General features: G+C 72.5%; 16 protein-coding genes. 10 read left to right on the top strand and 6 right to left on the bottom strand.

All coding sequences use genetic code 11. From position 1 onward, the window contains the following. Window position 1 precedes the first annotated feature (1 nt). A complete protein-coding gene (locus OG700_RS18400) occupies window positions 2-2,647 on the bottom strand; it encodes a hypothetical protein (protein ID WP_405614872.1) in 2,646 nt (881 codons plus the stop codon). Between the two features lie 422 nt (window positions 2,648-3,069). On the opposite strand from OG700_RS18400, the gene OG700_RS18395 reads away from it, so the two are divergent. The 7 genes from OG700_RS18395 to OG700_RS18365 all read left to right on the top strand — a co-directional run bounded on the left by OG700_RS18395 (window position 3,070) and on the right by OG700_RS18365 (window position 14,072). Then, complete coding sequence (locus tag OG700_RS18395) at window positions 3,070-4,314, top strand: alanine racemase (protein ID WP_405614870.1); 1,245 nt, start codon at window positions 3,070-3,072, stop codon at window positions 4,312-4,314. Window positions 4,315-4,351: 37 nt separating this feature from the next. Beyond that, the gene (locus tag OG700_RS18390) at window positions 4,352-5,773 is read left to right on the top strand and encodes a diaminobutyrate--2-oxoglutarate transaminase (protein ID WP_405614868.1); all 1,422 of its coding nucleotides are present in this window, start codon (window positions 4,352-4,354) and stop codon (window positions 5,771-5,773) included. Continuing rightward, complete coding sequence (locus OG700_RS18385; protein ID WP_405614866.1) at window positions 5,770-7,401, top strand: pyridoxal phosphate-dependent decarboxylase family protein; 1,632 nt, start codon at window positions 5,770-5,772, stop codon at window positions 7,399-7,401. Before OG700_RS18390 ends, OG700_RS18385 begins: the two co-directional genes overlap by 4 nt. A gap of 200 nt (window positions 7,402-7,601) precedes the next feature. Continuing rightward, the gene (locus OG700_RS18380; protein ID WP_405614864.1) at window positions 7,602-9,386 is read left to right on the top strand and encodes an IucA/IucC family protein; all 1,785 of its coding nucleotides are present in this window, start codon (window positions 7,602-7,604) and stop codon (window positions 9,384-9,386) included. Next, window positions 9,383-10,813 (top strand): lysine N(6)-hydroxylase/L-ornithine N(5)-oxygenase family protein, encoded by a 1,431-nt coding sequence (locus tag OG700_RS18375; protein ID WP_405614861.1) that lies wholly within the window; start codon window positions 9,383-9,385, stop codon window positions 10,811-10,813. Before OG700_RS18380 ends, OG700_RS18375 begins: the two co-directional genes overlap by 4 nt. Beyond that, window positions 10,810-12,681, top strand: a complete 1,872-nt coding sequence (locus OG700_RS18370; protein WP_405614859.1) for an IucA/IucC family protein — start codon at window positions 10,810-10,812, stop codon at window positions 12,679-12,681. The genes OG700_RS18375 and OG700_RS18370 overlap by 4 nt, the downstream gene beginning before the upstream one ends. Continuing rightward, the gene (locus OG700_RS18365; protein WP_405614857.1) at window positions 12,678-14,072 is read left to right on the top strand and encodes a glutamine synthetase family protein; all 1,395 of its coding nucleotides are present in this window, start codon (window positions 12,678-12,680) and stop codon (window positions 14,070-14,072) included. The genes OG700_RS18370 and OG700_RS18365 overlap by 4 nt, the downstream gene beginning before the upstream one ends. Window positions 14,073-14,135: 63 nt before the next feature. Here OG700_RS18365 and OG700_RS18360 read toward each other — a convergent pair whose 3' ends face one another. After that, on the bottom strand, window positions 14,136-15,113 hold the full coding sequence (locus tag OG700_RS18360) for an ABC transporter substrate-binding protein (protein ID WP_405614855.1): 978 nt from the start codon (window positions 15,111-15,113) through the stop codon (window positions 14,136-14,138). 229 nt (window positions 15,114-15,342) lie between these two features. On the opposite strand from OG700_RS18360, the gene OG700_RS18355 reads away from it, so the two are divergent. Both OG700_RS18355 and OG700_RS18350 read left to right on the top strand, forming a co-directional pair. Further along, window positions 15,343-16,809, top strand: a complete 1,467-nt coding sequence (locus tag OG700_RS18355) for a PLP-dependent aminotransferase family protein (RefSeq protein ID WP_405614853.1) — start codon at window positions 15,343-15,345, stop codon at window positions 16,807-16,809. Between the two features lie 95 nt (window positions 16,810-16,904). Continuing rightward, the gene (locus OG700_RS18350) at window positions 16,905-17,639 is read left to right on the top strand and encodes a GPP34 family phosphoprotein (protein WP_405614851.1); all 735 of its coding nucleotides are present in this window, start codon (window positions 16,905-16,907) and stop codon (window positions 17,637-17,639) included. A gap of 7 nt (window positions 17,640-17,646) precedes the next feature. Here OG700_RS18350 and OG700_RS18345 read toward each other — a convergent pair whose 3' ends face one another. After that, a complete protein-coding gene (locus OG700_RS18345) occupies window positions 17,647-19,083 on the bottom strand; it encodes a hypothetical protein (RefSeq protein WP_405614849.1) in 1,437 nt (478 codons plus the stop codon). Window positions 19,084-19,196: 113 nt separating this feature from the next. On the opposite strand from OG700_RS18345, the gene OG700_RS18340 reads away from it, so the two are divergent. Further along, complete coding sequence (locus tag OG700_RS18340) at window positions 19,197-20,558, top strand: molybdopterin-dependent oxidoreductase (RefSeq protein WP_405614846.1); 1,362 nt, start codon at window positions 19,197-19,199, stop codon at window positions 20,556-20,558. 322 nt (window positions 20,559-20,880) lie between these two features. Here OG700_RS18340 and OG700_RS18335 read toward each other — a convergent pair whose 3' ends face one another. From OG700_RS18335 to OG700_RS18325, 3 genes are read right to left on the bottom strand one after another with little or no spacing between them, the layout of a single operon-like run. Then, window positions 20,881-21,672: a methyltransferase domain-containing protein gene (locus OG700_RS18335; RefSeq protein WP_405614844.1), complete on the bottom strand. Its 792-nt coding sequence runs from the start codon at window positions 21,670-21,672 to the stop codon at window positions 20,881-20,883. Then, window positions 21,669-22,313 (bottom strand): DUF2064 domain-containing protein, encoded by a 645-nt coding sequence (locus OG700_RS18330; RefSeq protein ID WP_405614842.1) that lies wholly within the window; start codon window positions 22,311-22,313, stop codon window positions 21,669-21,671. Before OG700_RS18330 ends, OG700_RS18335 begins: the two co-directional genes overlap by 4 nt. Beyond that, entirely contained in the window at window positions 22,310-23,050 is a 741-nt protein-coding gene (locus tag OG700_RS18325) for a glycosyltransferase family 2 protein (RefSeq protein ID WP_405614840.1), read from the bottom strand. Before OG700_RS18325 ends, OG700_RS18330 begins: the two co-directional genes overlap by 4 nt. Window positions 23,051-23,127: the final 77 nt, after the last annotated feature.

The following is a 23,127-nucleotide window of genomic DNA, read 5'->3' as shown; positions in this document are numbered from 1 at the left end:
GCTACCGCTCGTTCGGCGGCACGTAGTACGGGTTCTCCTCCCACTCGCCCCAACTGCCGTCGGGCTGGAGCTTCCAGGCGCCCTTGATGTAGCTCGAATCGATCCCGCCGGGGAAGGAGATCTCGTTCTCGCTGGACCAGCGACTGTTGTCCCCGAAGGTCTTGTTGACGTCGATGCCACCCGGCGCATCGATCTCGTAGCGGTACTCGGCTTCGTATTGCAGGTCCGGCTCGTCGTTCCGTGTTGTCGAGACGAACGCGGAGTCTGTGTTCTGGGTGACGTAGTCGTACAGGTCCGTGTTGTCCGGGTTCTGCGGCTCGAAGTCGTCCCTGAAGATCTCTTTCGGGGGACGGTTGTCGAAGCGGTACAGAGGCTCGTCCGTGTCGCGCCACACCGTCTCGTCCGGAAGCTTCGACAGATCGACGTCGGAGTCGACCGCCACCTCTGGATGCGGGTTCTTCTTGGGATCGGGATTCCGGAGGTCGCAGCCGTCAATCTCCGACCCGGGACCGGGCTTGTCGTCCGGCTTGTCGTCTCCCTCGTCGTCTCCCTCGTCGTCGGGCTTGTCCTGCGGCTTGTCCGGCGGCGGGTGGAACGGCTCGCTGGTGAGGCTGATCTTGTTGCTGAGCCTGTCTTTCGCGTCCTGGAACGCGTCGATGTTGGGGATGGAGAGTCCGGATACCCCATTGGCCACGTCCAGGAGGGAAGGGGCTCCAGGGGTGGCCGCGAGTGTCGTGCCGCTGTAGACGACCTGCTTGGCCCCGGCCGAGGCGAGGGTGTAGCGCCCGCTGCCGGATGCGCCGGTGGTCAGACTGCCGTAGAAGGCGACGTTGGTGTTCTTGCACTTGTCCTTGTCGTCGTCATCCGGATCATCCGGTTTGTCTTGCTCCGTGCAGTGCTGGGTGATGCCGGCCGGGCCCATGACCGGCGTGCAGACGGTCTCGGTGTCGTCGTCGTCATCGTCGTTGTCGTCGTTCTCCGAGCCGCCGCTGGACGAGCCGCCGCTGCTTGAGCTACCGCCGCTGCTTGAGCTACCGCCGCTGCTTGAGCCGCCGCCATTCGAACCGCCACCGACGAGTCCGCCGATGACTCCGCCGATGATTCCGCTAACGAGTCCGCCACTGGCCATTCCACCGATGGAGCCGGCGCCACCGTTTGAACCGCCAGAGTCGGAGCCGCCGCCAGAGTCGCCGCCGCCTGAATCGTTGCCGCCGTCGGAGCCGCCGCCTGAATCGTTGCCGCCAGAGTCGGACCCGCCGCCTGAATCGCCGCCGCCGTCGGAGCTGCCGCCGTTGTCGGAGCTGCCGCCGTTTGAGCTGCCGCCGTTGTCGCCACCGCCGCTGTTGGAGCCGCCGCCGTTCGAGCTGCCGCTGCTTGAGCCGCCGCCGTTGTCGGAGCCGCCGCCGTTTGAGCTGCCGCCGTTGTCGCCACCGCCGCTGTTGGAGCCGCCGCCGTTCGAGCTGCCGCTGCTTGAGCTGCCGCCGTTGTCGGAGCCGCCGCCGTTCGAGCTGCCGCCGTTGTCGCCACCGCCGCTGTTGGAGCTGCCACCGTTCGAGCTGCCGCTGCTTGAGCTGCCGCCGTTGTCGGAGCCGCCGCCGTTCGACCCGCCGCCGTTGTCGCCACCGCCGTTGTCGGAACCGCCGTCGGACCCGCCACCGGTGCTGCCTCCGCCGGACGAGCTGCCGCCGGAATCATCACCCTCGGAGTCACCGCCGCCGTTGTCGCTGCCGCCGTTCGACCCGCCGCTGTTGCTTCCTCCGCCGGACGAGCCGCCGCCGGACGAGCCTCCGCCGGAGTCACCGCCGCCGTTGTCCGAGCCGCCGTTCGACCCCCCGCCGTTGTCGGAACCGTCGTCGTTCCCGCCGTCCGAGCCGCCGTTGGCACCCCCGCCGTTGTCGTCACCGCCGGAGTCACCGCCACCGTTGGAACCCCCAGCGTCACTACCGCCGTTGGAACCCCCACCGTTACTCCCGCCGTTGGAACCGCCGCCGGAGTCACCCCCGCCGCCTTCGCCGCCAACGTTGTCGCCGCCACCGCCGTTGTCACCGTCACCGTCACCGTCACCGTCGCCCGCGACCGTCGTGGATTCGCAGTCACCGCCGAGGATGTTGCAGACGGCGGTCTGGAGGCCGCCTGAGATCTGCGGTCCTACGCCGCTGAACAGGAGCGAGCCGATGATGAGGGCGACCAGGCCGACCATGCCCACGTACTCGACCGTCGACTGACCGCGGTTGCGGCGCCAGGTGATCAGGTGTGGGATCGACGGGATCCCGTCCCTGCGCAACCGCCCGAACGTCCAGCGTGGCCTTACCGCCCGCTGCTCCGTGGGCAGTTCGAACCAGGCCCGGCTGCCGCCGACGCTGATCAGCGCCAGCAGGACGCCGGGGAGGAGCAGTTGGCTGAGGCCCCGTTCGGAGCCCGCGTAAAGATTGACGACGCTGCCGATCAGCAGCCACGCCTGGAGAGCGATCAACGCGTACCAGACGGCTTTTCCGCCGGTCCACAGGCGACGCGCCAGGATCACCGCCGCGACACCTGGTGCCATCGCGTACAGCGCCAGCAGGCTGACCGTCGGCGTGATGTGGGTTCCCAGCTTCAGCAGCGAGTTCAGCACCCCCACGCCGCCCAGCAGCGTGAGACCGAACATCAGATACAGGAGAACCCGCGTCGCTGCTAGTGAGCGCGGCAACTCCCCACGGTGTGTGGGTACGCCGACCTGGAACGCCAGGCCCTTTGAGTCCAACAAGGGGAAGCCCTTCCAACGAAATGCTGTCTGGCCCGGCTCCCCCGATCCCGGCCGTGACGCGTATTCCGCCACGTTATGTACACGCCGGACCCAATCCGAAGGGTCCAGGGACCCACCCCTGGGCCCAAGTCCGTCACCCCGTCCCACCTGGGCTTCCCTCCGCCGGGCGGCTTCGGTGGGGATCGATGGCTGATAACTCTGTGTCCGGAACTCTCCCTCCCGAACTCTCCCTCCCACGTATGGATTACTTTGGCGTTTCCCGACGAGGCATTAGGTTAGGCTCGCCTAACAAGAGACCACCCCCGACCGAGGTTGAGACCCACGTGTCCGTCCAGTTCCCGCCATCCGCCGCGCCGCTCGCCGCCCACCCCGTGGACGTCCTGCCGGCCCCCCTCCGCCGCCGACTGCTCGAACTGGCGCGGGAAGCTGAGCCCGTGTCGGTGTACGTGTACGACGGGGAGGTCGCCGCCGCGCGGGCCCGGGAGTTGCGTGCCGCGCTGCCCGACTGGGCGGCCGTCTACTACGCGGTGAAGGCCAACTCGTTCCCCGGTGTCGTCCGCGCCCTCGCGCCGTACGTCGACGGCTTCGAGGTCGCCTCCGTCAGCGAGCTGGAACTCGCCCTGGAAGTGGCCGGGTTCACGGACGCGCCGGCCGTCGTCGCCGCCGGGCCCGCCAAGTCCGTGCCCGTCCTGACCGCCCTGGTCCGCGCCCGCGTCGAGGTCATCAACGCCGAGAGCCAGCTCGAACTTCACCGGATCAGCCGCATCGCCGTCGCCGAGGGCGTCACCGCCCGCGTCGCGCTGCGTGTCAACCCGGCCGACATCCCGATCAGCGGTTCGCTCCACATGGGCGGCGCGCCCTCGCAGTTCGGCGTCGCCGAGCCCGACGTACCGGCCGTGCTCGGCGCCGCGCGCAAGCTGCCCGGTCTCGACATCGTCGGCTTCCACATCCACGCCGCGTCGAACAATCTCGACGCCGACTCCCATGCGGCGTACCTGCGTTGGTGCGTCGAGTGGAGTGTGCGTACGGCCGCCGCGACCGGTGTGGAGCTGCGGCACGTCGACATCGGCGGCGGCATAGGGGTCGCGTTCGAGGGCGAGAAGCCCTTCGACATGGCCCGGTTCGGTGAACTCGCCGCACTCGTCGAGCCACCCGTAGGGGTGAAGGTGGTGCTGGAGCCCGGCCGGTTCCTGGTCGCCGACTGCGGCTGGTACGCGGCGGAGGTGACGGACGTCAAAGCCTCGTACGGTGAGTGGTTCGCCGTACTGCGTGGCGGAATCAACCACTTCCAACTGCCCACGTCCTGGGACATCGTGCACAACGTCGCCGTACTGCCCGTCGACGCGTGGGACGCGGGCGAGGACTGTCCGAGGCCCACCGCCGAACACACGCGTGTCACCGTCGTGGGCGAGCTGTGCACACCCGAGGACACGCTGTTGCGCGACGTCCTCATAGACAGGGTGCGCGCGGGTGATCTCGTCGTCTTCCCCAACGCGGGTTCCTACGGCTGGGAGTTCGCCATGCACGCCTTCCTCGGGCACCCGGTCGCCGGGCGCCAGCTGCTCTGAGCCGCTTCCTCTCCTCTCCCAACTCCGGAGCCGTTCCATGAACGTTCCCGCTGTCACGCTGCCCGCCTCCGGGCGCCCCGCCGCCGACGCCCATTCCGCCATCCTGGATCGGCAGCGCGCCAGAGAGTCGTCCGCGCGCACGTACGCGCGGTCCTTCCCGATCGTCCCGGCCCGCGCCCACGGCATGACGATCGAGGGCACCGACGGCCGCCGCTATCTCGACTGCCTCTCCGGCGCCGGCACGCTCGCGCTCGGCCACAACCATCCCGTCGTGCGCGAGGCCGTGCAGCGCACCCTCGACAGCGGCGCCCCGATGCACGTCCTGGACCTCGCGACGCCCGAGAAGGACGACTTCACCAACGCGCTGTTCGAGACGCTGCCGAAGGCGTTCGCCGAGCGCGCCCGCGTGCACTTCTGCGGACCCGCCGGGACGGACGCCGTCGAGGCCGCGCTGAAACTCATGCAGACGGCGACCGGGCGGCGCGGGGTGCTCGCGTTCACCGGCGCGTACCACGGGATGACGTCGGGCGCGCTGGCGACGACCGGCAGCGTGGCCGTCAAGGAGCCGGTGCCGGGCGGTGGCGCGGCCGGTGGTGAGGTGACGCGGCTGCCGTACCCGTACGCGTACCGCTGCCCGTTCGGCGTCGGCGGCGAGCGCGGCGCGGAGCTGGCGGCGACGTACACCGAACGGCTGCTGGACGATCCATCGGGCGGTGTCGTACGGCCGGCGGCGATGATCCTCGAAGTGGTGCAGGGCGAGGGCGGGGCGGTGCCCGCGCCCGACACATGGCTGCGCGAGATGCGGCGCGTCACGCGCGAGCGCGACATCCCGCTGGTCGTGGACGAGGTGCAGACCGGCGTCGGGCGCACCGGCGCGTACTGGGCGATCGAGCACAGTGGCATCGTCCCCGACGCGATGGTGATGTCGAAGGCGATCGGCGGCGGGCTGCCGCTGGCGGTGATCGTGTACGACCAGGACTACGACGGGTGGCTGCCCGGCGCGCACACCGGCACGTTCCGGGGCAACACGCTGGCGATGGCGACGGGCGCGGCGACGCTGCGGTACGTCACGCGCGAAGGGCTCGCGGAGCGGGCGGCGACGGTCGGCGCGCGGATGTCCGGGCGGCTGGCGGGGCTGCGGTCCCAACTGCCGCTGATCGGCGACGTACGTGGGCGGGGGCTGATGATCGGCGTCGAAATCGTCGATCCCCAGGGGCCGTTGGACGCGTGCGGGTCCCGCCCGGCGGCACCCGGGCTGGCGGCGCGGGTCCAGGAGGGCTGTTTGAAGCGGGGGTTGATCCTGGAGCTGGGCGGGCGGTTCGGATCGACGGTGCGGCTGCTGCCGCCGCTGGTGATCACGGACGAGGAGGCCGAGTCCGTACTGGAGCGGCTGACGGAAGCGATCGCCGAGGCGTCCGGGCTGTCGGAGTCCGAGCGTGCGGCCGGGCGGGCGGCGTGACGGCGGAGGCGCTGGGGGCGGCGCGGGCGCCGGTGCCGGAGCCGGTGCCCGCGTCGGCGGAAGCGCCGCGGCCCTCCCCCGGGGCGGAGTTGTCGGGTGGCGTCGGTGGGGCGGCGGCTCTGGAGCCGCTGGTACGTGCGGTGTTGGGCGCGCTCGCGGCGGGCGCCGCCCGGCGCGGCGGGCCGGTCGCGGCCGGTGCGCCCGCCGAGATCGCGGCGGCCGTCGCGGAGGCGTTCCGCACCGCGAGCGGTCCCGCCGCGCTCGACCGGCTCACCGAACTGCTCGCGCACGGCAGCGCGGACCCGGCCGACCCCGCGTGCGCGGCGCATCTGCACTGCCCGCCGCTGGCCGTCGCCGTCGCCGCCGACCTGGCGGTGTCCGCGCTGAACCCGTCCCAGGACTCGTGGGACCAGGCGCCCGCCGCGACAGCCCTGGAAACACTGCTCCTTGAGGAGTTGGCGGGCATGCTCGGCTACGACCCCGCCGAGGCGGCGGGCGTGCTGACATCGGGCGGCACCGAGTCCAACCTCATGGGCCTGATGCTGGCCAGGGACCGGGTGCTGGGCGCCGCGACGGGGCGGCAGATCGAGCTGACGGGGGTGCCGAGGTTCGGCTCGGGTGCGGGGTCGGCGGCCGGGGCGCGGCCGCGGATCCTGACGTCCGCCGCCGCGCACTTCTCGGTGCAGCGGGCGGCGGCACTGCTCGGGCTGGGCGAGGACTCGGTGATCCCGGTCGCCGTCGACTCCCAACTCCGAATGAAAGAAGGCGCGTTGGCGGCAACCCTGGCGCGATGTGTCGAGCGCGGACAACTGCCCGTCGCGATCGTCGCGACCGCGGGCACGACCGACACCGGTGCCATCGACCCGCTGCGGGAGTGCGCGGAACTGGCGGCGGAGTACGGGGCGTGGCTGCACGTGGACGCCGCGTACGGCGGCGGAGCGCTGCTGTCCGACCGCCTGGCGCCGCTGCTGGACGGCATCGAACGGGCCGACTCCGTCTCCCTGGACTGGCACAAGCTGGGCTGGCAGCCGGCCGCCGCCGGGATCTTCCTGGTGCGGAGGTCGGAGACGTACGCCTCACTCGCCCGCCGCGCGGTCTATCTGAACCCGGCGGACGACGAGGAGGCGGGCTATCCGAGCCTGCTGGGTCTCTCCCTGCGGACGACGCGCCGCGCGGACGCCTTCAAGATCGCGGTGACGCTGCGGACGCTGGGACGGGACGGGCTGGGCCAACTGGTGGACGCGTGCCACGAGTTGGCGGTGGCGGGGGCGCGGGCGGTTGCCGCGCATCCGAGGCTGGAGCTGCACGGTGGGGCGTCCGCCGGGGACCCGGTGCTGACGGCGTTCCTGTTCCGGTACGTGCCTGCCGCGTCCCCCGGGGGGCCGGGGGGATCCGGGGGGTCGGCCGACGCCGCCCGCAGCGACCACGTGAACGCTTCGCTGCGGCGGCGGTTGCTGCGGGAGGGCGGGGCGGTCGTGGGGCGCACGGAACTTCCGGGGGAGGGGGCGGGGCGCGTACGGCTGAAGCTGACGCTGCTGAATCCGCGGACGAGTGTGGCGGAGGTGGAGCGGTTGCTGGCGGCGGTGGTGGCGGCGGGTGAGGCGGAGGAGGCGGAGGAGGCGTGGTGAACGGGTCGGGTGCGGTGGGGCGAGGTGCGGTGGGGCGGGGCTCCGCCCCGGACCCCGGCCGGGGCGCTGCCCCGGACCCCGCTCCTCAATCGCCGGAGGGGCTTAATTGGTCCGCTGGTCCCGGAGGGGGCGAGGGGCTGGATGAGCCCGCCGGGCTCAGTGGGGCGGACGGGCTGAAATGGTCCGCTGGTTCCGAGGGGATGGATCCGCTTGACCAGGCTGATCCTCTCCGTGTCGCCGACTCCGTCGCCGTCGAGACCCTGCTGCGCGCGTACGTCCGGGAGACCGGAACCAGCGTGCCGGACAGCGGGCAGGTGCTGCGTCTGCCGTTGCCGCACAGCGCGTTGACCCTGCGCGTACGCGTTCTGTACCGGTCCCGCACCGGGTGGCACCGGTTCGGATCCGTGCGGGTCGTCACCTCCGGACGGGGCGGCAGTCTGCCCGCCGACGTCGCTCTCGTGTCCGCCGCGCTCATCCGGGAGTCCACCCTCGGGCGCGGCGCGTCGCCGCATCTCGGTCGGGATGCCGTCGGGCGGGTGCTCAACTCCGCCGCGCGGACCGGGGCGCACCTCGTACGGCGGCGGGCCGAGGCACCGGGGACACGCGGGCCGACGCCCTTTCTCGACGCCGAGCAGGCGCTGCTCCTGGGGCATCCCTTCCACCCCGCGCCCAAGAGCCGTGAAGAAGCCTCGGATGTGGAACTGGACGTGTACTCGCCCGAGTTGAGGGGGTCCTTCGCGCTGCACTGGTTCGCCGTGCACCCGGATGTGCTCGTCGGCGAGAGCGCCGACGGCCGTACCCCCGCCGAGCTGCTGCGGCCCCTCACCGCCGGGCTCGGTCTGCGGGTGCCGGACGGAATGGCCGTGGTGCCCGCGCATCCGTGGCAGGCCCGTGACGTGCTCGCCCGGCCCGGTGTCGGCGCGCTCGTCGACGCGGGGCTGTTGCGGCCCCTGGGGGCCGCCGGGCCGCGCTGGTACCCGACGTCGTCCGTGCGGACCGTGCACCGGCCCGACGCCGACGTCATGCTGAAGCTCTCTCTTGGCATGCGGATCACCAACTCCCGCCGCAACAACCTCCGCGGCGAGATGCGTCTGGGCGTGCGTGCCGCGCGGCTGCTGGCCGCCGGGCCCGCCGAGCGGCTGCGCGCCGAGCACCCGGAGTTCGGGATCCTGCGCGACTTCGGGTGGGTGTCGGCGGGCGTCGAAGGCGATGCCGAGACCGGGTTGGAGACGGGCATGGAGACGGGGTTGGAGACCGCCGTACGGGACAACCCCTTCACCGGCACCGGGCTCCAAGGGCTGTGCGTGGCGGGGCTGGTGGCCGAGCGCACCGGCCCCGGCGACGGGTCGCCGCCCGCGCACCGCGCGCTGCTCTGCGAGGCCGTCGCCCGTACCGCCCGCGCCCACGGCGTCTCCACCGCCGAGGCGTCGGCGCGCTGGCTGGCCGCGTACCTCGACGTGCTCGCCGTCCCGCTGATCCGCCTGCACGCCTGGTACGGCATCGCGCTGGAGCCGCACCACCAGAACACGCTGGTCGCGCTCGACGCGCACGGGCTGCCGCGCGCCGGCTGGTACCGCGACAGCCAGGGCTACTACGTCGCCGCCTCCCACGCGGCGCGCGTGGAGCGGTTGTTGCCGGGCGCGGCCGACGGGCTCGACCTCGTCTTCGATGACGCGTTCGTGGACGAGCGCGTCGCGTACTACCTCGGCATCAACAACCTCCTGGGTCTCGTCGGCGCGTTCGGCGCGCTCGGGCTGGCCGACGAGGGCGACCTGCTGCGCGTGCTGCGCGCCCGGCTGGAGCGGCTGCGGGCCGCCGAGCCCGGCGCGCGGGGACTGCTCGACCTGCTGCTCGACGCGCCCGTGCTGCGCTGCAAGGGCAACTACCTGACCTGTGTGGACGGGCTCGACGAGCTTGTCGGGGACGTCCAGTCCCAGTCCGTCTACGTCGACCTGACCAACCCCCTCGCGGAGGCCCACCGGTGACCGAGTCCGAGCCTGAGTCCGAGCCCGAGCCGAGTGCTCCTGTGTACGACCTGGTGGGGGTCGGGATCGGGCCGTTCAACCTGTCCCTGGCCGCGCTGGCGGACGGGGCCCCGGAGTTGCGCACGCTGTTCCTCGACGCGAAGCCCGCGTTCTCCTGGCACCCCGGTCTGCTGATGGAGGGCACCACGCTCCAAGTCCCCTTCCTGGCGGATCTGGTGACGATGGTCGACCCGACGAGCCCGTGGTCGTACCTCAACTACCTGCGCCATCACGACCGGATGTTCCCGTTCTTCTTCTCGGAGCGCTTCCACATACCGCGCCGTGAGTACGACGCCTACTGCCGCTGGGTCGCGGAAGGGCTGCCGTCCTGCCAATTCGACTCCTGGGTGGAGGAGTTGCGGTGGGACGGGCGGCGGGAGGTGTTCGTCGTCCGACATCGCGCGGCGGACGGCACCGTCACGCGCGTACTGGCCCGGCAGATCGTCCTCGGGGTGGGGACGGACCCGGTCGTGCCCGAGCCGCTGCGACCGCTGCTGGCGGACCCCGCGCACGCGGGCCGGGTGCTGCACAGCGCCGACTACCGTACGCACCGCGCCCGGCTCGCGGACCGCGCCGACGTGACCGTCGTCGGCGCCGGTCAGTCGGGCGCGGAGGTCGCGCTGGACCTGCTGCGGCACCAGGACGGGGACGGGGCGGGCGGACCGTACGTGCGCTGGCTCGCCCGCACGAACGCGTTCGCGCCGATGGAGTACTCCAAGATCGGGCTCGAACACTTCACGCCCGACTACATCCGCTACTTCCGCGCCCTGCCCGAGGACCGGCGGGAACAGCTCGTACGGGAGCAGTGGCAGCTGTACAAGGGCGTCAGCGAGGAGACACTGGGTGCCTTGCACGACGAGCTGTACGAGCGGACGATCGGCGGGGTGGAGCCGAGGGCGGCGCTGCATCCGGGAGTCGCGATCGTCGGGGCCGAAGTCGCGGGAGCTGAGTACGTGTTGACGTGTCGGCATGCCCAGCAGGACGTGTTCTTCGAGATCCGTACGTCCGCGATCGTGTCGGCCACCGGCTACGCGGCGTCGCGTCCCGGCTTCCTCGACGGCACGCTCGTGGACTGGGACGACAAGGGCCGCTATCAGATCGACGGTGACTACCGTGTCGCGCTCGAACCGCGCGTGACGGGCGAACTGTACGTCCAGAACGCCGAGTTGCACTCGCATGGCGTCGGCGCCCCCGATCTGACGCTGGGCGCCTGGCGCGCGGCGACGATCCTCAACGCTGTCGCCGGGCGGACGGTGCTGCGGGTGCCTGAGCGGACGGCGTGGACGACGTTCGGGGCGCCGCCGACCGCCGCCGTCGCGGCGGCGGTCGTACGGCCGAGAGCCCGCACCGTTACCTCCGCCGCCTCATCAGAGGAGAGGAACCGATGAATCACCCCAACCGGGACGCCTGGGAGCAGGCCGGCCGGCGGCTGCTGGTCAAGGCCGTGGAGGAGTTCGCGTACGAGGAACTGCTCGTCCCCGCACCCGACGGCCCCGGTGGTCCCGGCGCACCCAGCGGTCCGGGTGGTCCCGGCGGTCCCGGCGCACCCGTTGGCCCCGGCGCCTACCGGCTCGACCTCGGTGACGACGTGCACTGGACGATGCGCGCCACGCGCGGCACCTTCGGCACCTGGCGGGTCGAGCCCGACAGCCTGCGCCGTCACCCAAGCACGCCTGACGGCCAGGAGGCCGGCCCCGAGCGCCTGCTGCTCGACGCACGCGCCGTGCTCGGGTGGGACGGTGCCACCACCGCCGAGGTGCTTCGCGAACTGACCGCCACCCGCCGGGCCGACGCCGAGGCCATCGGCAAGGCGCTGCCCGCCGCAGCGCTGGCCGATCTCGGGCATCTGGAGCTGGAGGCGTACCAGGACGGGCATCCCTGCATGCTCCTCAACAAGGGCCGTCTCGGCTTCGCCGCGTCCGACGCCGCCGCCTACGCGCCCGAATCGGCCTCCGCCGTACGCCTGTTGTGGGCCGCCGTGCACAGCGACCTCGCCGTGTACTCCGGCGTTCCGGGGCTCGACGCCGAGCGGTTGCTCGCCGAGGAGCTGGACCCGGCCACCCGGGAACGGTTCGCCGCCGTCCTCACCCAGGAGTGCGCCGAAACCGGCCTGGACGAGAGGGAGTTCGTCTGGCTGCCGGTACACCCCTTCCACTGGGACGAGGCCGTCGCCACCCTCTTCGCGCCCTACCTCGCCGAGGGCCGCATCGTGCTGCTCGGTCAGAGCCACGACCGCTACCGGCCCCTCCAGTCGATCCGCACGCTCGCCAACATCGACCACCCGCACCGCCGTAACGTCAAGGTCCCGCTCCTCATCCGCAACACCCTTGTCTGGCGCGGACTTTCCACCGAACCGACCGAGGCGGCGCCCGATGTGAGCGCCTGGCTGCGCTCCGTACGGGACGCCGACCCGTATCTGAGCGAGGAGCTGCGCGTCCACCCGCTCGGCGAGGTCGCGGCCGTCGCCGTGGGCCATCCACTGTACGAATCGGTCAAGGACGCCCCGTACCGCTACCACGAACTCCTGGGCGCCGTCTGGCGCGAGCCGGTCGCCGCGCTGCTCGACACGGGGGCGGGTGAACGCGCCCGCACCATGGCCGCGTTGCTCAAGGTCGGGTCCGACGGTCGGGCGCTGACAGCCGAGTTGGCCGGGCGCTCCGGGCTCACGGCCACCGCCTGGCTGGAACGGTTCTTCGGCGCGCTCCTGCCGGGGCTGCTGCACTACCTCTACCGCTACGGCGTCGCCTTCTGCCCGCACGGCGAGAACACCGTCGTCCTCTTCGACCGCGACGAGATCCCCATCGGCATCGCGGTCAAGGACTTCGCCGAGGACGTGAACCTGCTGCCCGGCGCCCTGCCGGAGTACGCCGCGCTGCCCGAGCGCGCCGACCGTGTGCTGCTGCGCTGGCCGGCCCACGAACTGGCGCACTCCTTGCTCAGCGCGGTCTTCGCCGGGCACTTCCGCTTCTTCGCCCCGCTGTGCGCCGATCAACTCGGCGTGCCCGAGGACGAGTTCTGGGCGCTCGTACGCGCCGAGATCGAGCGCTACCACGCCCGCTTCCCGGAGTTGGCCGACCGCTTCGACGCGTACGGGCTCTTCGCCCCGTCGTTCGACCGGGTCGCGCTCAACCGCGAACAGCTCCTGGGCGGTGGCTTCCACGACCGCGCGGAGCGCGACGAGGGCTTCGACGTCGTGCACGGCACGGTGCCCAACCCGCTGGCCGTGGCGCCGGCACGAATAGAGGCCGTGAAATGACCGGGCGACACCCCACGCCGTACGAGCTGCTGCGGGCGGAGGCCGACGCCGGAAGGGTCGAGGAGGTCATCGTCGCCGTCCCCGACCTCCAGGGCCGCCTCCAGGGCAGCCGGCTCTCCGTCCCGTACTTCCTCGACGAGGTCGAGAACGGCGGCGACGGCGGAGACGCGGGCTTCGGCGCGTGCGTCTATCTCCTCGCCTCCGACGTGGAGATGGACACCCGCCCCGGCTACGCGATCGACGCCTGGCGGACCGGCTTCGGCGACTTCCTCCTGCGGCCCGACCCCGCCACCCTGCGCACCCGGCTCCCCTGGGACGAGGGCACGGCCCTCGTCCTGGCCGACGCGCACTGGCCGGGCGCCGCCGGCACACCGGTCGCCGTCGCCCCCCGCCACATCCTGCGCACCCAGCTCGACCGCCTCGCCGAGCGCGGGCTCACCGCCCTCGCCGGTACGGAGCTCGAATTCCTCGTCTTCCTCGACACCTACCGCGCCGCCCGCGAGACCCGCTACCAGGGCCTGACGTCGGCCACCACGTACAACGTCGACTACGCGCTCCAGGGCCTGACCGACATCGAGCCCGTCGTACGCCGCATCCGGCGCGAGATGGGCCGGGCGGGGCTCGCGATGGAGACGGCGCGCGGGGAGGTGCACACGGGGCAGTACGAGATCGTCTTCCGTTACGCGGAGGCGATGACGACCTGCGACAACCACGTCTTCTTCAAGAACGGCGCCAAACAGATCGCCGCGCAGGAGGGGGTGGCGCTCACCTTCATGCCCAAGTTCGACGAGGGCGAGGGCAATTCCTGCCACATCCACCTGTCGCTGCGCGGCACGGACGGCACCGCCGTCCTCGCCGACGACACCGCCGACGACGGCATGTCCGCGCTGATGCGGCACTTCGTGGCCGGTCAGCTCGCCTGCCTGCCGGACTTCGCCCTGCTGATGGCGCCGAACATCAACTCGTACAAGCGCCTTCAGCCCGGTGCCTTCGCACCGACCGGCATCACCTGGGGCCGCGACAACAGGACCTGTCCGATACGCGTGGTGGGGACGGGTTCCTCGCTGCGCGTCGAGCACCGGGTGCCGGGCGGGGACGCCAACCCGTACCTGGCGACGGCCGCGGCGGTCGCCGCCGGTCTGTACGGCATCGAGCACCGGCTCGAACTCCCGCCCCCGCACCGGGAGAACGCCCTCGCCGACCCCTCGGTCCCCCGGCTGCCCGGCACCCTGACCCAGGCGCTGCACCGCTGGGAGAGCAGCGAGATCGCCGCGAAGGTCTTCGGCGACCCGGTGATGGCGCACTACGCGCAGGCGGCCCGCACCGAACTGGCCGCGTTCGAGACGTCGGTGACGGACTGGGAGCGGATGCGGGGCTTCGAGCGGCTGTAACCGCGTGATCGCCGGGCCGGATTCCGGCTCCTGAGCCGGCCCGGCGACCCACGCGGCGGTCGACTAGCTCGAAGCGCCGCCGACGTTCTTCGCCATCTCGTCCAGCACCGCGCCCGCGCCCGTGTAACCGATGCCCAGCATCCACACGTTGTCGTCGACCTTGAACGCCTTCTTGGCCTTCACCGCGTCCAGGTTCTTCCAGAGCGGGCCGCCGAGGATGTCGGTCTCCTTGGCCTTCTTCGCGTCACCGTAGGTGGAGTAGAAGACGACGTCCGCGTTGGCCTGGTCCATCTTCTCCGGGCTGACGTCGAGCGAGAAGCCGTCCTTGTCCTGGTTGGCCGGGCGGCCCACGCCGAGGTCGCCGAAGATCGAGCCGACGAACGTGTCGTTGAGGTACAGGCGGGTGTCCGCGCCCTCCACGAAGCGGACGAAGCCGACCTCTGTCTTCTTGGCCACCGCCGGGCCGCCGAGCGCCGTGGTCAGTTCCTTCACGCGGGTGTCGTACGCGGCGGCGATCGTCTTCGCCTCCGCCTTCTTGCCCAGGGCATCGGCGTGCAGCTCGAAGTTCTCGCGCCAGTTGGGGCCCGTCGTGTCGGTGAAGACGGTCGGGGCGATCTCCGACAGCGGCTTGTAGCTCTTCTCGTCGCGGACCTTGCTGCTCAGGATCAGGTCGGGCTTGAGGGCGGCGATGGCTTCGAGGTTGGGCTCGGCGATCAGCCCGACGGGCTTGATGTCCTTGAGCTCGTCCTGCGGGAGGTACGTGGAGAACGGCGCGTCCGCGATGGCCGTCGTGGCGCCGACCGGTGTGATGCCGAGGGTGATCGCGGAGTCGAGGGCGTCCGTGTCGAGGACGACGACGCGCTTGGGGTCGTCCTTGACCTTCACCTCGCCCATGGCCGTCTTCACCGCGTGCGTCGCTCCCGACCCGGCCCCGGCAGCGGGCTTGTCGTTGTCGCTGTCGGATCCGCATCCGGAGACGGTGACGGCGAGCGCGGTGACCGCGGCGGCCACGCTGATACGGCGAGTGAGCTGTGTGGACACGGTGGGGAAGCCTCCCTGACGACGCCCGGGATCTGTCCAGGCGGAACTAAGGCAAACCTAACCTTGGTGGTGCCGGGGCAACAAGTTCCCCGCGTTACGGTCCAGTCACGGGCCCCGCCCGGGGAGCACGCTTACGTACCATCGACAGGTACCCCCACTCCCTCGGCCACCCGGCCGACCCCGACCACGACGACCACGACCCCGACGACGACCGGGACCGCGAGCCGCGATGGCCCACGAACGCACCGACCCCGCCTGGGGCACCCTTCTCGACCTGGGCGAACAGACCGCAGGCCCGCTGCATCTGCGGCTCGCCCGCGCCCTGCGGACGGCCGTTGTCGACGGCCGGATCGCCCCCGGCAGCGCCCTGCCGCCCAGCCGGGCACTCGCCGCCGACCTCGGCTGCTCGCGCTGGGTGGTGACCGAGGCGTACGCGCAGCTCGCCGCCGAGGGGTACTTCGAGGCGCGCAGCGGATCGGCCACCCGGGTCCGTACGGCGGCGGTCCCGGCGGCCGGGCACACCCCGCGGCCCGTTGAACGGCGGCCTCAACCCGGCCCCTGGAAGCCGGAGTTCGACATGCTGCCCGGCATGCCCGACCTGCGCGCGTTCCCCCGTAAACGGTGGGCCGACGCCGTACGGGAGGCGACCGGCTCCCTCACCCCCACCGACTTCGGCTATCCCGACCCGGCCGGCCACCACCAGTTGCGGCAGCGGATCGCCGCCTATCTCGTGCGCGGCCGGGGCGCCGCGCTCGACTCCGGGCAACTCGTCGTGTGCGGAGGCACTTTGGACGGGGTCCTGCGGCTGAGCCGCGCCCTGCGGGCGGCCGGGCACACCCATGTGGCGCTGGAGGATCCGGGCTGGGCGCGGCTGCGTACCGCCGTCACGGCGGCGGGACTGACGGCCGTCGCCGTCCCCGTGGACGACGGTGGCCTCCGCGTCGACCTGCTGCGCCGCGAGCCCCACGTACGGGCGGTGATCGTGGCGCCCGCGCACCAGTTCCCCACCGGTGTGGTCCTCACTCCGCCCCGCCGGGCCGAACTCATCGCCTGGGCAAGGGAGACGGACGGTCTGGTGATGGAGGACGACTACGACGCCGAGTTCCGCTACGACCGCCACCCCGTCGGCACCCTCCAGGGCATGGACCCCGAACGCGTCGCCCTGCTGGGCTCGCTCAGCAAGACGCTGTCGCCCGCCCTGCGGATCGGCTGGGCGGTGGTGCCGCCGGGGCTGCTCGGCGGGCTGTACGCGGCGGACGCCCTGGGGTCGCCGCCGCCCGTGATCGACCAGGCGGCGTTCTCCGGGTTCCTGGAGTCGGGGGCGTACGACCGGCATCTGCGCGCCTCCCGGCTCCGGTACCGGCGGCGCCGGGACAGGCTCCTGACGGAGATCGCCGAACGGCTGCCCGGGCAGCGGGTGTCGGGGGCCGCCGCCGGATTCCATCTGCTGCTCCATCTCACGGGGTGCGCGGCCGGCGACGTGATGAGCGGCGCGGCCCGGCGCGACGTACGGCTGTCGGACCTGGCGGAGTTCGAGTCGGGGCCGGGAGAGAGACAGGGGCAGGGACAGCGGCAGGGCGGTTCGCAGGCGCGGGGCGCCACGCTGGTGATCGGGTACGGCAACCTCGCCGACCCGTCGGTCCCGGAAGCCGTACGACGCCTGGCGGACGCGATCCACGAGGCGTCCGGCGATTGAGGACGAACGATCACCGGGGAGCCATTCCCGTTCCGCACGCGTCCCACGGGGAAAGACGTGCGCATACCCCCACGTTCCGAGGAGAGACGAGCGTCATGAACTTCCCCACGAACACGCCACCGCCGAACACGCCACCGCCGAGCACGCCGCCGCCGGGCACGCCGATCGAGACCACGCTGGGCGAGCAACTGCTGCTCCTGTCGCTGGACGACGAGTCCGGGTCCGAGAAGCAGTCGGCGAACGTCGCCTTCGCCATCGCCGCGGCGTCACTGGTCGAACTGGCGCTCGCGGGCCGGGTCGAGGTGGACGGCGACCGGGTCACCGTCCGTGACGCGGCACCCCTGGACGATCCCACCCTGGACGCCGCACTGGCCGACCTCTCCGGACAGGACAAGCGCGGGCCGCGCACGACGAAGGCGTGGATCGAGCACCTGAAGAAGGGCGCGGTGGCCGGGACGACCCGGAGCCTCGTGGCGAAGGGCCTGGTCCGGGAGGAGACGAAGAAGGTGCTCGGCCTCTTCCCCGTACGCCGCTACCCGGAGGCGGACGGCTCGGTGGAGTCGGCGCTGCGGCGGCGGCTCGACGAGATCGTGATGCGCGGGGCGGCTCCGGACGAGCGCACGGCGAGTCTGGTGGCGCTGCTGCACGGGGCGAAGCTGCACGGACTGCTTTACGAGAAGCCGGAGTTGGCGACCGCCAAGGTGAACATGGAGACGGTCGCCCATGGCCAGTGGGCGGGTCCGGCGGTGCGCCAGGCGGTCAAGGCGGCGGAGGACGCGCTGACGACGATCGTTGTGCTGACGGTGGTGACGACAGTCGTCGGGAACTGACGACCCGTCACCATCCCGTGAAGACAAGGTGGTTGACGAGCAGCGCGACCGCCGCCTGCCCGGCCAGCCAGCCCCGCCGGCGGCCGGGCAGCAGGGCGGTGGCGGGGATCAGCCACAGCATGAACGGCAGCCAGATGCGCTCCGTCTCCGCCTTGCTCATCCCGGACAGATCGGCGGCGAGGAGCGCGAGCAGCGCCGCCAGCACGAGAACAGTGAGCCGCAGCGCGGGAGTCGAGAGTGCGCGGCCGGGGCGCAGCTCCCGTACGGCGCGGGGCGCGAGCGTCAGCGTCCGGCCCAGGCCCGCCACCGTGGCGAGGCCGACCACCAGCGTCGTGCCGGCGAGATTCCCCCAGATCCAGTACGAGTACGGGCGCACCCCGCCCGCGCCCTGGTAGTAGCGCACGACCAACTCCTGATATCCCTCCCACCAGTTGAACCCCGCCAGCGTGAACGCGACCGGCACGACCGCGGCCCCGGCGAGCACCAGGGGCAGCGGGCGCGCGGTGCGGGCCAGGACGAGGACGCCGATACCGGGCAGCGCCATGAGGGTCAGGCCGTAGGAGAGGTAGCAGGTGAACCCGTACAGCAGCCCGGCGCCCAGCGCGGCTGCGGCGGGGTAGCGCGCGGTGCGGGTCGCGGCGAGCGCGAGCAGGGCGAGCGACCAGGCGGCGACACCCGCGAAGTAGCCGTCCGCCGAGGTGCCGATCCAGACGGCGGCCGGGGCCAGCGCCAGGAACGGCGCCGCGCGGCGCGCGGTGTGCTCGTCGGTGAGGGCGCGGAGCGTGACGAGTACGGCGGCCACGGCCGAGCCCCCGGCCACGATGCACCAGACCCCGGCCCACGAACCGCCGCCGAGGCCGATCCGGTCCAGCCAGACGAAGGTGAGGGTGGCGCCGGGCGGGTGGCCCGCGATGTGCGCGGGCCAGTTGTCGGGCGGGCCGATGACGATGTGGTCGGTGAAGCCGCGCAGTGTCGCGCCGATGTCGGCGAAGCGGTCGATGACGGTGAGGTATTCGTTCTTGGTGGTGAGCCGGCGCGCCACGCCCCAGTGCCAGCCGTCCACGAGCGCCAGCGAGAACGTCCACGCCAGCGCGGCGGCCCAGGTGGTGAGGAGCAGCGCGCGCCACGGCAGGCGGGCGGCGAGGCCGGGGCCGTACGCGATGATCAGGACGGCGACGGCGAGCGCGGCGGGGGTGCCTGGCCCGACCCGGGGGTCCCACGTGCCGTGCAGTGGAGGCCAGTTGACCTGAAGGCTGCCGTCGGCGTGCTGGATCGCCCGGCCGACGAGCACGGCCGCGGTGACGAGCGCGACCCCGACGGCGGCGGCGGCGAGGTCCCGGCGGTGCGGTCGGTGCGGGCGGCCGGCGGGTCCGTCGGGGTGGTGGCCCGCGCGGGGGTGGGGGTGCGCCTCGGCGGGCGGGTGTCCGTGGTGATCGGTCTTCACCCCGGCACGTTATGCGGCGTGCGGGTGGTTCTGGCGGTGCGGCGGGGGCACGTCACCATTTCGTCAGAAGTCGTACGACGTCCTGGGGGGTCGCACGGGTTTACGGTCGCGGCATGGATCACCCTCCACGGCATCCCCCACGGCGTCCCCCACTCCTGGCCAAGGCGCCACCGCTGCCCACGGAACCCCGTTTCTGGCGCAGTCCGGTGCGCGGAGTCCGGTTCACGGCGGTGCTCGGTCTGGTCCTGCTGGCCGGGCTCACGCTGCTGTTCGTGACGGGCCTGCTGTCGTACGCGGCGTACAACCCGGACCTCGCGGCCGTCAACGACAAGACGCCGGACCGTGGGTGGCTGGGCTTCTATCTCTTCGACTGGCCGACGCACCCGTACTGGCTCTACCGCCTCACGCAGGGGCTGCACGTCACGGTGGGCATCGCGCTGATTCCGGTGCTGCTGGCGAAGCTCTGGTCGGTGATCCCGAGGCTCTTCACCATGCCCCCGGTGACGTCGCTCGCGCACGCGCTGGAGCGGATCTCGCTGGTGCTGCTGGTGGGGGGCGCGCTGTTCGAGTTCATCACGGGGGTGCTCAACATCCAGTTGGACTACCTCTTCCCCGGGTCCTTCTATCCGCTGCACTTCTACGGGGCGTGGGTGTTCTTCGGGGCGTTCGTGGCGCACGCCGTGCTGAAGATGCCGAAGGCGCTGCGGGCGATCCGCAGCGGTGAGCTGCGCTCGGGGGGATCTCGTGGCGGTACGGGGGCGGGCGCGGGTGCGGGTGCCGGGGCCGGGGCCGGGGCGCACCGTGCTCCCGGTTTGGGCGGTGACGATCTGGTGTCCCCGGCGCCCGCCGCGCCGAGCGTGTCGCGGCGCGGTGCCTTCGCCGTCGTCGGCGCCGGCTCGCTGTTCATGCTGCTCACGACGGCGGGCCGGAGCTTCGACGGGCCGCTGCGGCGTACCGCGCTGCTCGCCCCGCACGGCTGGGCGGATCCGGGCAGCGGCCCGAACGGCTTCCAGATCAACAAGACCGCGGCGGCGGTCGGCGTCCGGGCCATCGACACGACGGAGGGGTGGCGGCTGACCGTCAGCGGCCCGGCCGGGGACGTCCGGTTCTCGCGCGCCCAGCTCCTCGCCATGGCCCAGCACACCTCCGAACTGCCGATCGCCTGCGTGGAGGGCTGGTCGACGTCGAACCAGTCGTGGCGCGGCGTACGGCTGCGGGACCTCGCCGCGCTGGCCGGGTATCCGGCCGACGCGCCCGGGGTGTTCGTGGAGTCCCTTCAGCCCAGGGGCAGCTTCCGCTCGGGCGCGCTGCGCGACAACCAGGTGCGCGACGGGCGCTCGCTGCTGGCGCTGCGGGTCAACGGCGCGGACCTGTCGCTCGACCACGGCTTCCCGGCGCGGATCATCGTCCCGGCGGCGCCCGGGGTGCTGAACACGAAGTGGGTCACCAAGCTGACATTCGGAGGAACGCTCTGATGAATCGCGGAAGACGTGCCGCCAAGTACCGCTCCCTGCTGGGCAGTCCGTTCCAGATCGTGCTGCTGCTCGCCACCCTCGCGTTCGCGGGCTACGCGGGGGTGCGCCTGCTGGCGGGCGAGACGTTTCTGATCGTGGTGTGGTTCGTCGGCGCCGCGCTCGTACACGATCTCGTCCTGGTGCCGCTCTACACCGCGGCCGACCGTACGGTGGCCGCCGCGCTGGGACCCCGGCGCGGGCTCGTCAACTTCGTACGCGTACCGGCCTTCCTGTCCCTGCTGCTCCTGCTGGTGTGGTTCCCGATGATCACCGGGCAGGCGCGCTACGAGCCGTACGCCGCGCTGTCGACCGACGGGTTCCTGGAGCGCTGGCTGCTGGTCACGGCCGCGCTGTTCGGGTGCTCGGCGCTCTGCCTGGTGACGCGGGCGGTGCTGCGGCGCAGGGCCACGAAGGGGCGGCCCGCCGCCTCCCACTGATCGACGGGCAGCCAGCCGAGGGCTTTTCCGTACCGGAGCAGGGCGGGGGTGCCGAGCCGGGCCCACGGGAAGTGCGAGCCGGGCGCCCCCCGTGGCGGGTGGCGCCCGTCGTCCACCCGTACGCGCACCCGTTCGTCGATGTCCACGGGCGTGGTCTCGGCGATGATCAGCCCGCCGTGCGTCAGCAGCCCGCCGGCCCGGCGGAGCAGGCCGGCCGGGTCCCCGCCGATGCCGATGTTGCCGTCGACCAGCAGGACGGTGCCCCAACGGCCCTCGCCGGGCAGGGGATCGAAGACGGAGCGGCGCAGGGCGGTGCCGCCGAGCCGCAGCGTACGTTCGACGGCCGCCTCGCTCACGTCGACGCCGAGCGCCCGCCGTCCCCGGGCCGCGAGCGCGGCGACGAGCCGGCCGGGGCCGCAGCCGATGTCCAGGACGGAGCCCTCGCAACGGTGCAGGGCGGAGAGGTCGGCGGCGTCGGCGCGGGCGCACCAGCGCTCGACGTCGAGGGGCAGCAGCCAGCCGTCCGTACGGCGCAGGAAGAGCGGGCCGCGGCCGGCGCGCAGGGCGTCGGCGTACGGGTCGGTGCTCCAGGCGGCGGCCTCGGTGGCTGTGCCCGTGCCGGTGTTCGTGGTGCTCATCGGGCGCCCACCGGGGTCAGCCGGCGCAGGGTCGCGGCGAACTGTCCGTCCGGGGCGGCCGACGCGACGTACTCGGCGTCGGCCGCCGAGTCCACGTCGCGCAGCGAGGGCAGATCGCGCACGGTGAGCCCGGCGTCGAGGAGACGGCGGCGCTGTACGGCGCCATTCTCGGGCACGGACATGGGGACCCCGCGAATGAGATCCGGCGGGGCGCATTCGGGCGCGGCGAGGCCCAGCGCCCAGAACCCGCCGTCGTCGGCGGGCCCGAACCAGGCGCAGCGGCCGTGCTGTTCGACCGGGTCCAGCGCGGGGGCCAGCAGGGCGGGGGTGAGCTGCGGGGTGTCCATGCCGACGAGGAGCGTCGGCCCCGTACAGCTCTCGAAGGCGGCGGCCAGCCGCTCGTCGAGCCCGCCCGCGCACTGCGGCACCACGTCGATACCGGGCGGCAGCCAGGGTCCCGGGCGGCCTTCGAGGACGAGGACGCGGCGCCGGACGGGGAGGGTGAGAACGGTCCGCAGGGTGTCGGCGAGCGCGGCTTCGGCCAGGAGGGCGGCCTCGGCGGGGGTGAAGGGCGGGGTGAGACGGGTCTTGACGCGGCCGGGGACGGGTTCCTTGGCGATGACGAGGAGGGTGGTGGTCACTTGGCGGCCTCCGTGAGGGGGCTCGGCGACTGCCTTGCGGGCTGGACTGGCTGGGCGGGCGGCTTGCGCAGTACGGCCCGCATGTCCCGTACGGCGTGCCAGGTGCCCCGCCAGGTGCCGGTGACCTTGGACTTGCCCGTACGCGGCCGGTAGGGCACATCGGTCTCGGTGACCGTCAGTCCGGCGTCGGACGCGCGCACCACCATCTCCAGCGGGTAGCCGCTGCGCCGGTCGGTGAGGCCGAGCGCCAGCAGATCGGCGCGGCGCGCCGCACGCAGCGGGCCGAGGTCGCGCAGCGTCACGCCGGTGCGGCGGCGCAGCATCCGGGAGAGGGCGAGATTTCCGGCGCGGGCGTGCGCGGGCCAGGCGCCGCGGCCCTGCGGGCGGCGTCGGCCGAGCATCAAGTCGGTCCTTCCGAGGGCGACTTGGCGGATGAAATCGGGGAGGAGGCCGGGGTCGAGGGAACCGTCGCAGTCGCAGAAGCAGACGTACTCGGCGTCGGACGCGAGGAGGCCCGCGTGGCAGGCGGCACCGAAACCGCGCTGGGGTTCGTGGACGACGGTCGCGCCGAACGAGCGTGCGACGTCCGCCGAACCGTCCGTGGAGCCGTTGTCGACGACGATCGCGCGCCACCCGAGGGGGATGTGTTCCAGTACCCAGGGGAGCGCGGCTGCCTCGTCCAGGCAGGGCAGGACGACGTCTGCGGTGAGATCAGTGAGGTGGGTCACGGCGCTCACCCTACGGATCGTAAGGGCTCATACCGGACTTCTGGACCTTACGAAACACGGACGTTCGGCCGTTCCGGGCGCTCGCG

The organism is Streptomyces sp. NBC_01508 (assembly GCF_045040315.1).
Taxonomy (GTDB): Bacteria; Actinomycetota; Actinomycetes; order Streptomycetales; family Streptomycetaceae; genus Streptomyces.
Note: the sequence above shows the minus strand (reverse complement) of the source record. Positions and strands in the feature narration are given on the sequence as shown.

Coding starts and splice junctions, on each gene's coding strand:
- OG700_RS18400 (WP_405614872.1), bottom strand. CDS start 2,647: ATGTTCGGTCTCACGCTGCTGGGCGGCGTGGGGGTGCTGAACTCGCTG.
- OG700_RS18390 (WP_405614868.1), top strand. CDS start 4,352: ATGAACGTTCCCGCTGTCACGCTGCCCGCCTCCGGGCGCCCCGCCGCC.
- OG700_RS18380 (WP_405614864.1), top strand. CDS start 7,602: ATGGATCCGCTTGACCAGGCTGATCCTCTCCGTGTCGCCGACTCCGTC.
- OG700_RS18370 (WP_405614859.1), top strand. CDS start 10,810: ATGAATCACCCCAACCGGGACGCCTGGGAGCAGGCCGGCCGGCGGCTG.
- OG700_RS18365 (WP_405614857.1), top strand. CDS start 12,678: ATGACCGGGCGACACCCCACGCCGTACGAGCTGCTGCGGGCGGAGGCC.
- OG700_RS18355 (WP_405614853.1), top strand. CDS start 15,343: ATGGCCCACGAACGCACCGACCCCGCCTGGGGCACCCTTCTCGACCTG.
- OG700_RS18350 (WP_405614851.1), top strand. CDS start 16,905: ATGAACTTCCCCACGAACACGCCACCGCCGAACACGCCACCGCCGAGC.
- OG700_RS18340 (WP_405614846.1), top strand. CDS start 19,197: ATGGATCACCCTCCACGGCATCCCCCACGGCGTCCCCCACTCCTGGCC.
- OG700_RS18335 (WP_405614844.1), bottom strand. CDS start 21,672: ATGAGCACCACGAACACCGGCACGGGCACAGCCACCGAGGCCGCCGCC.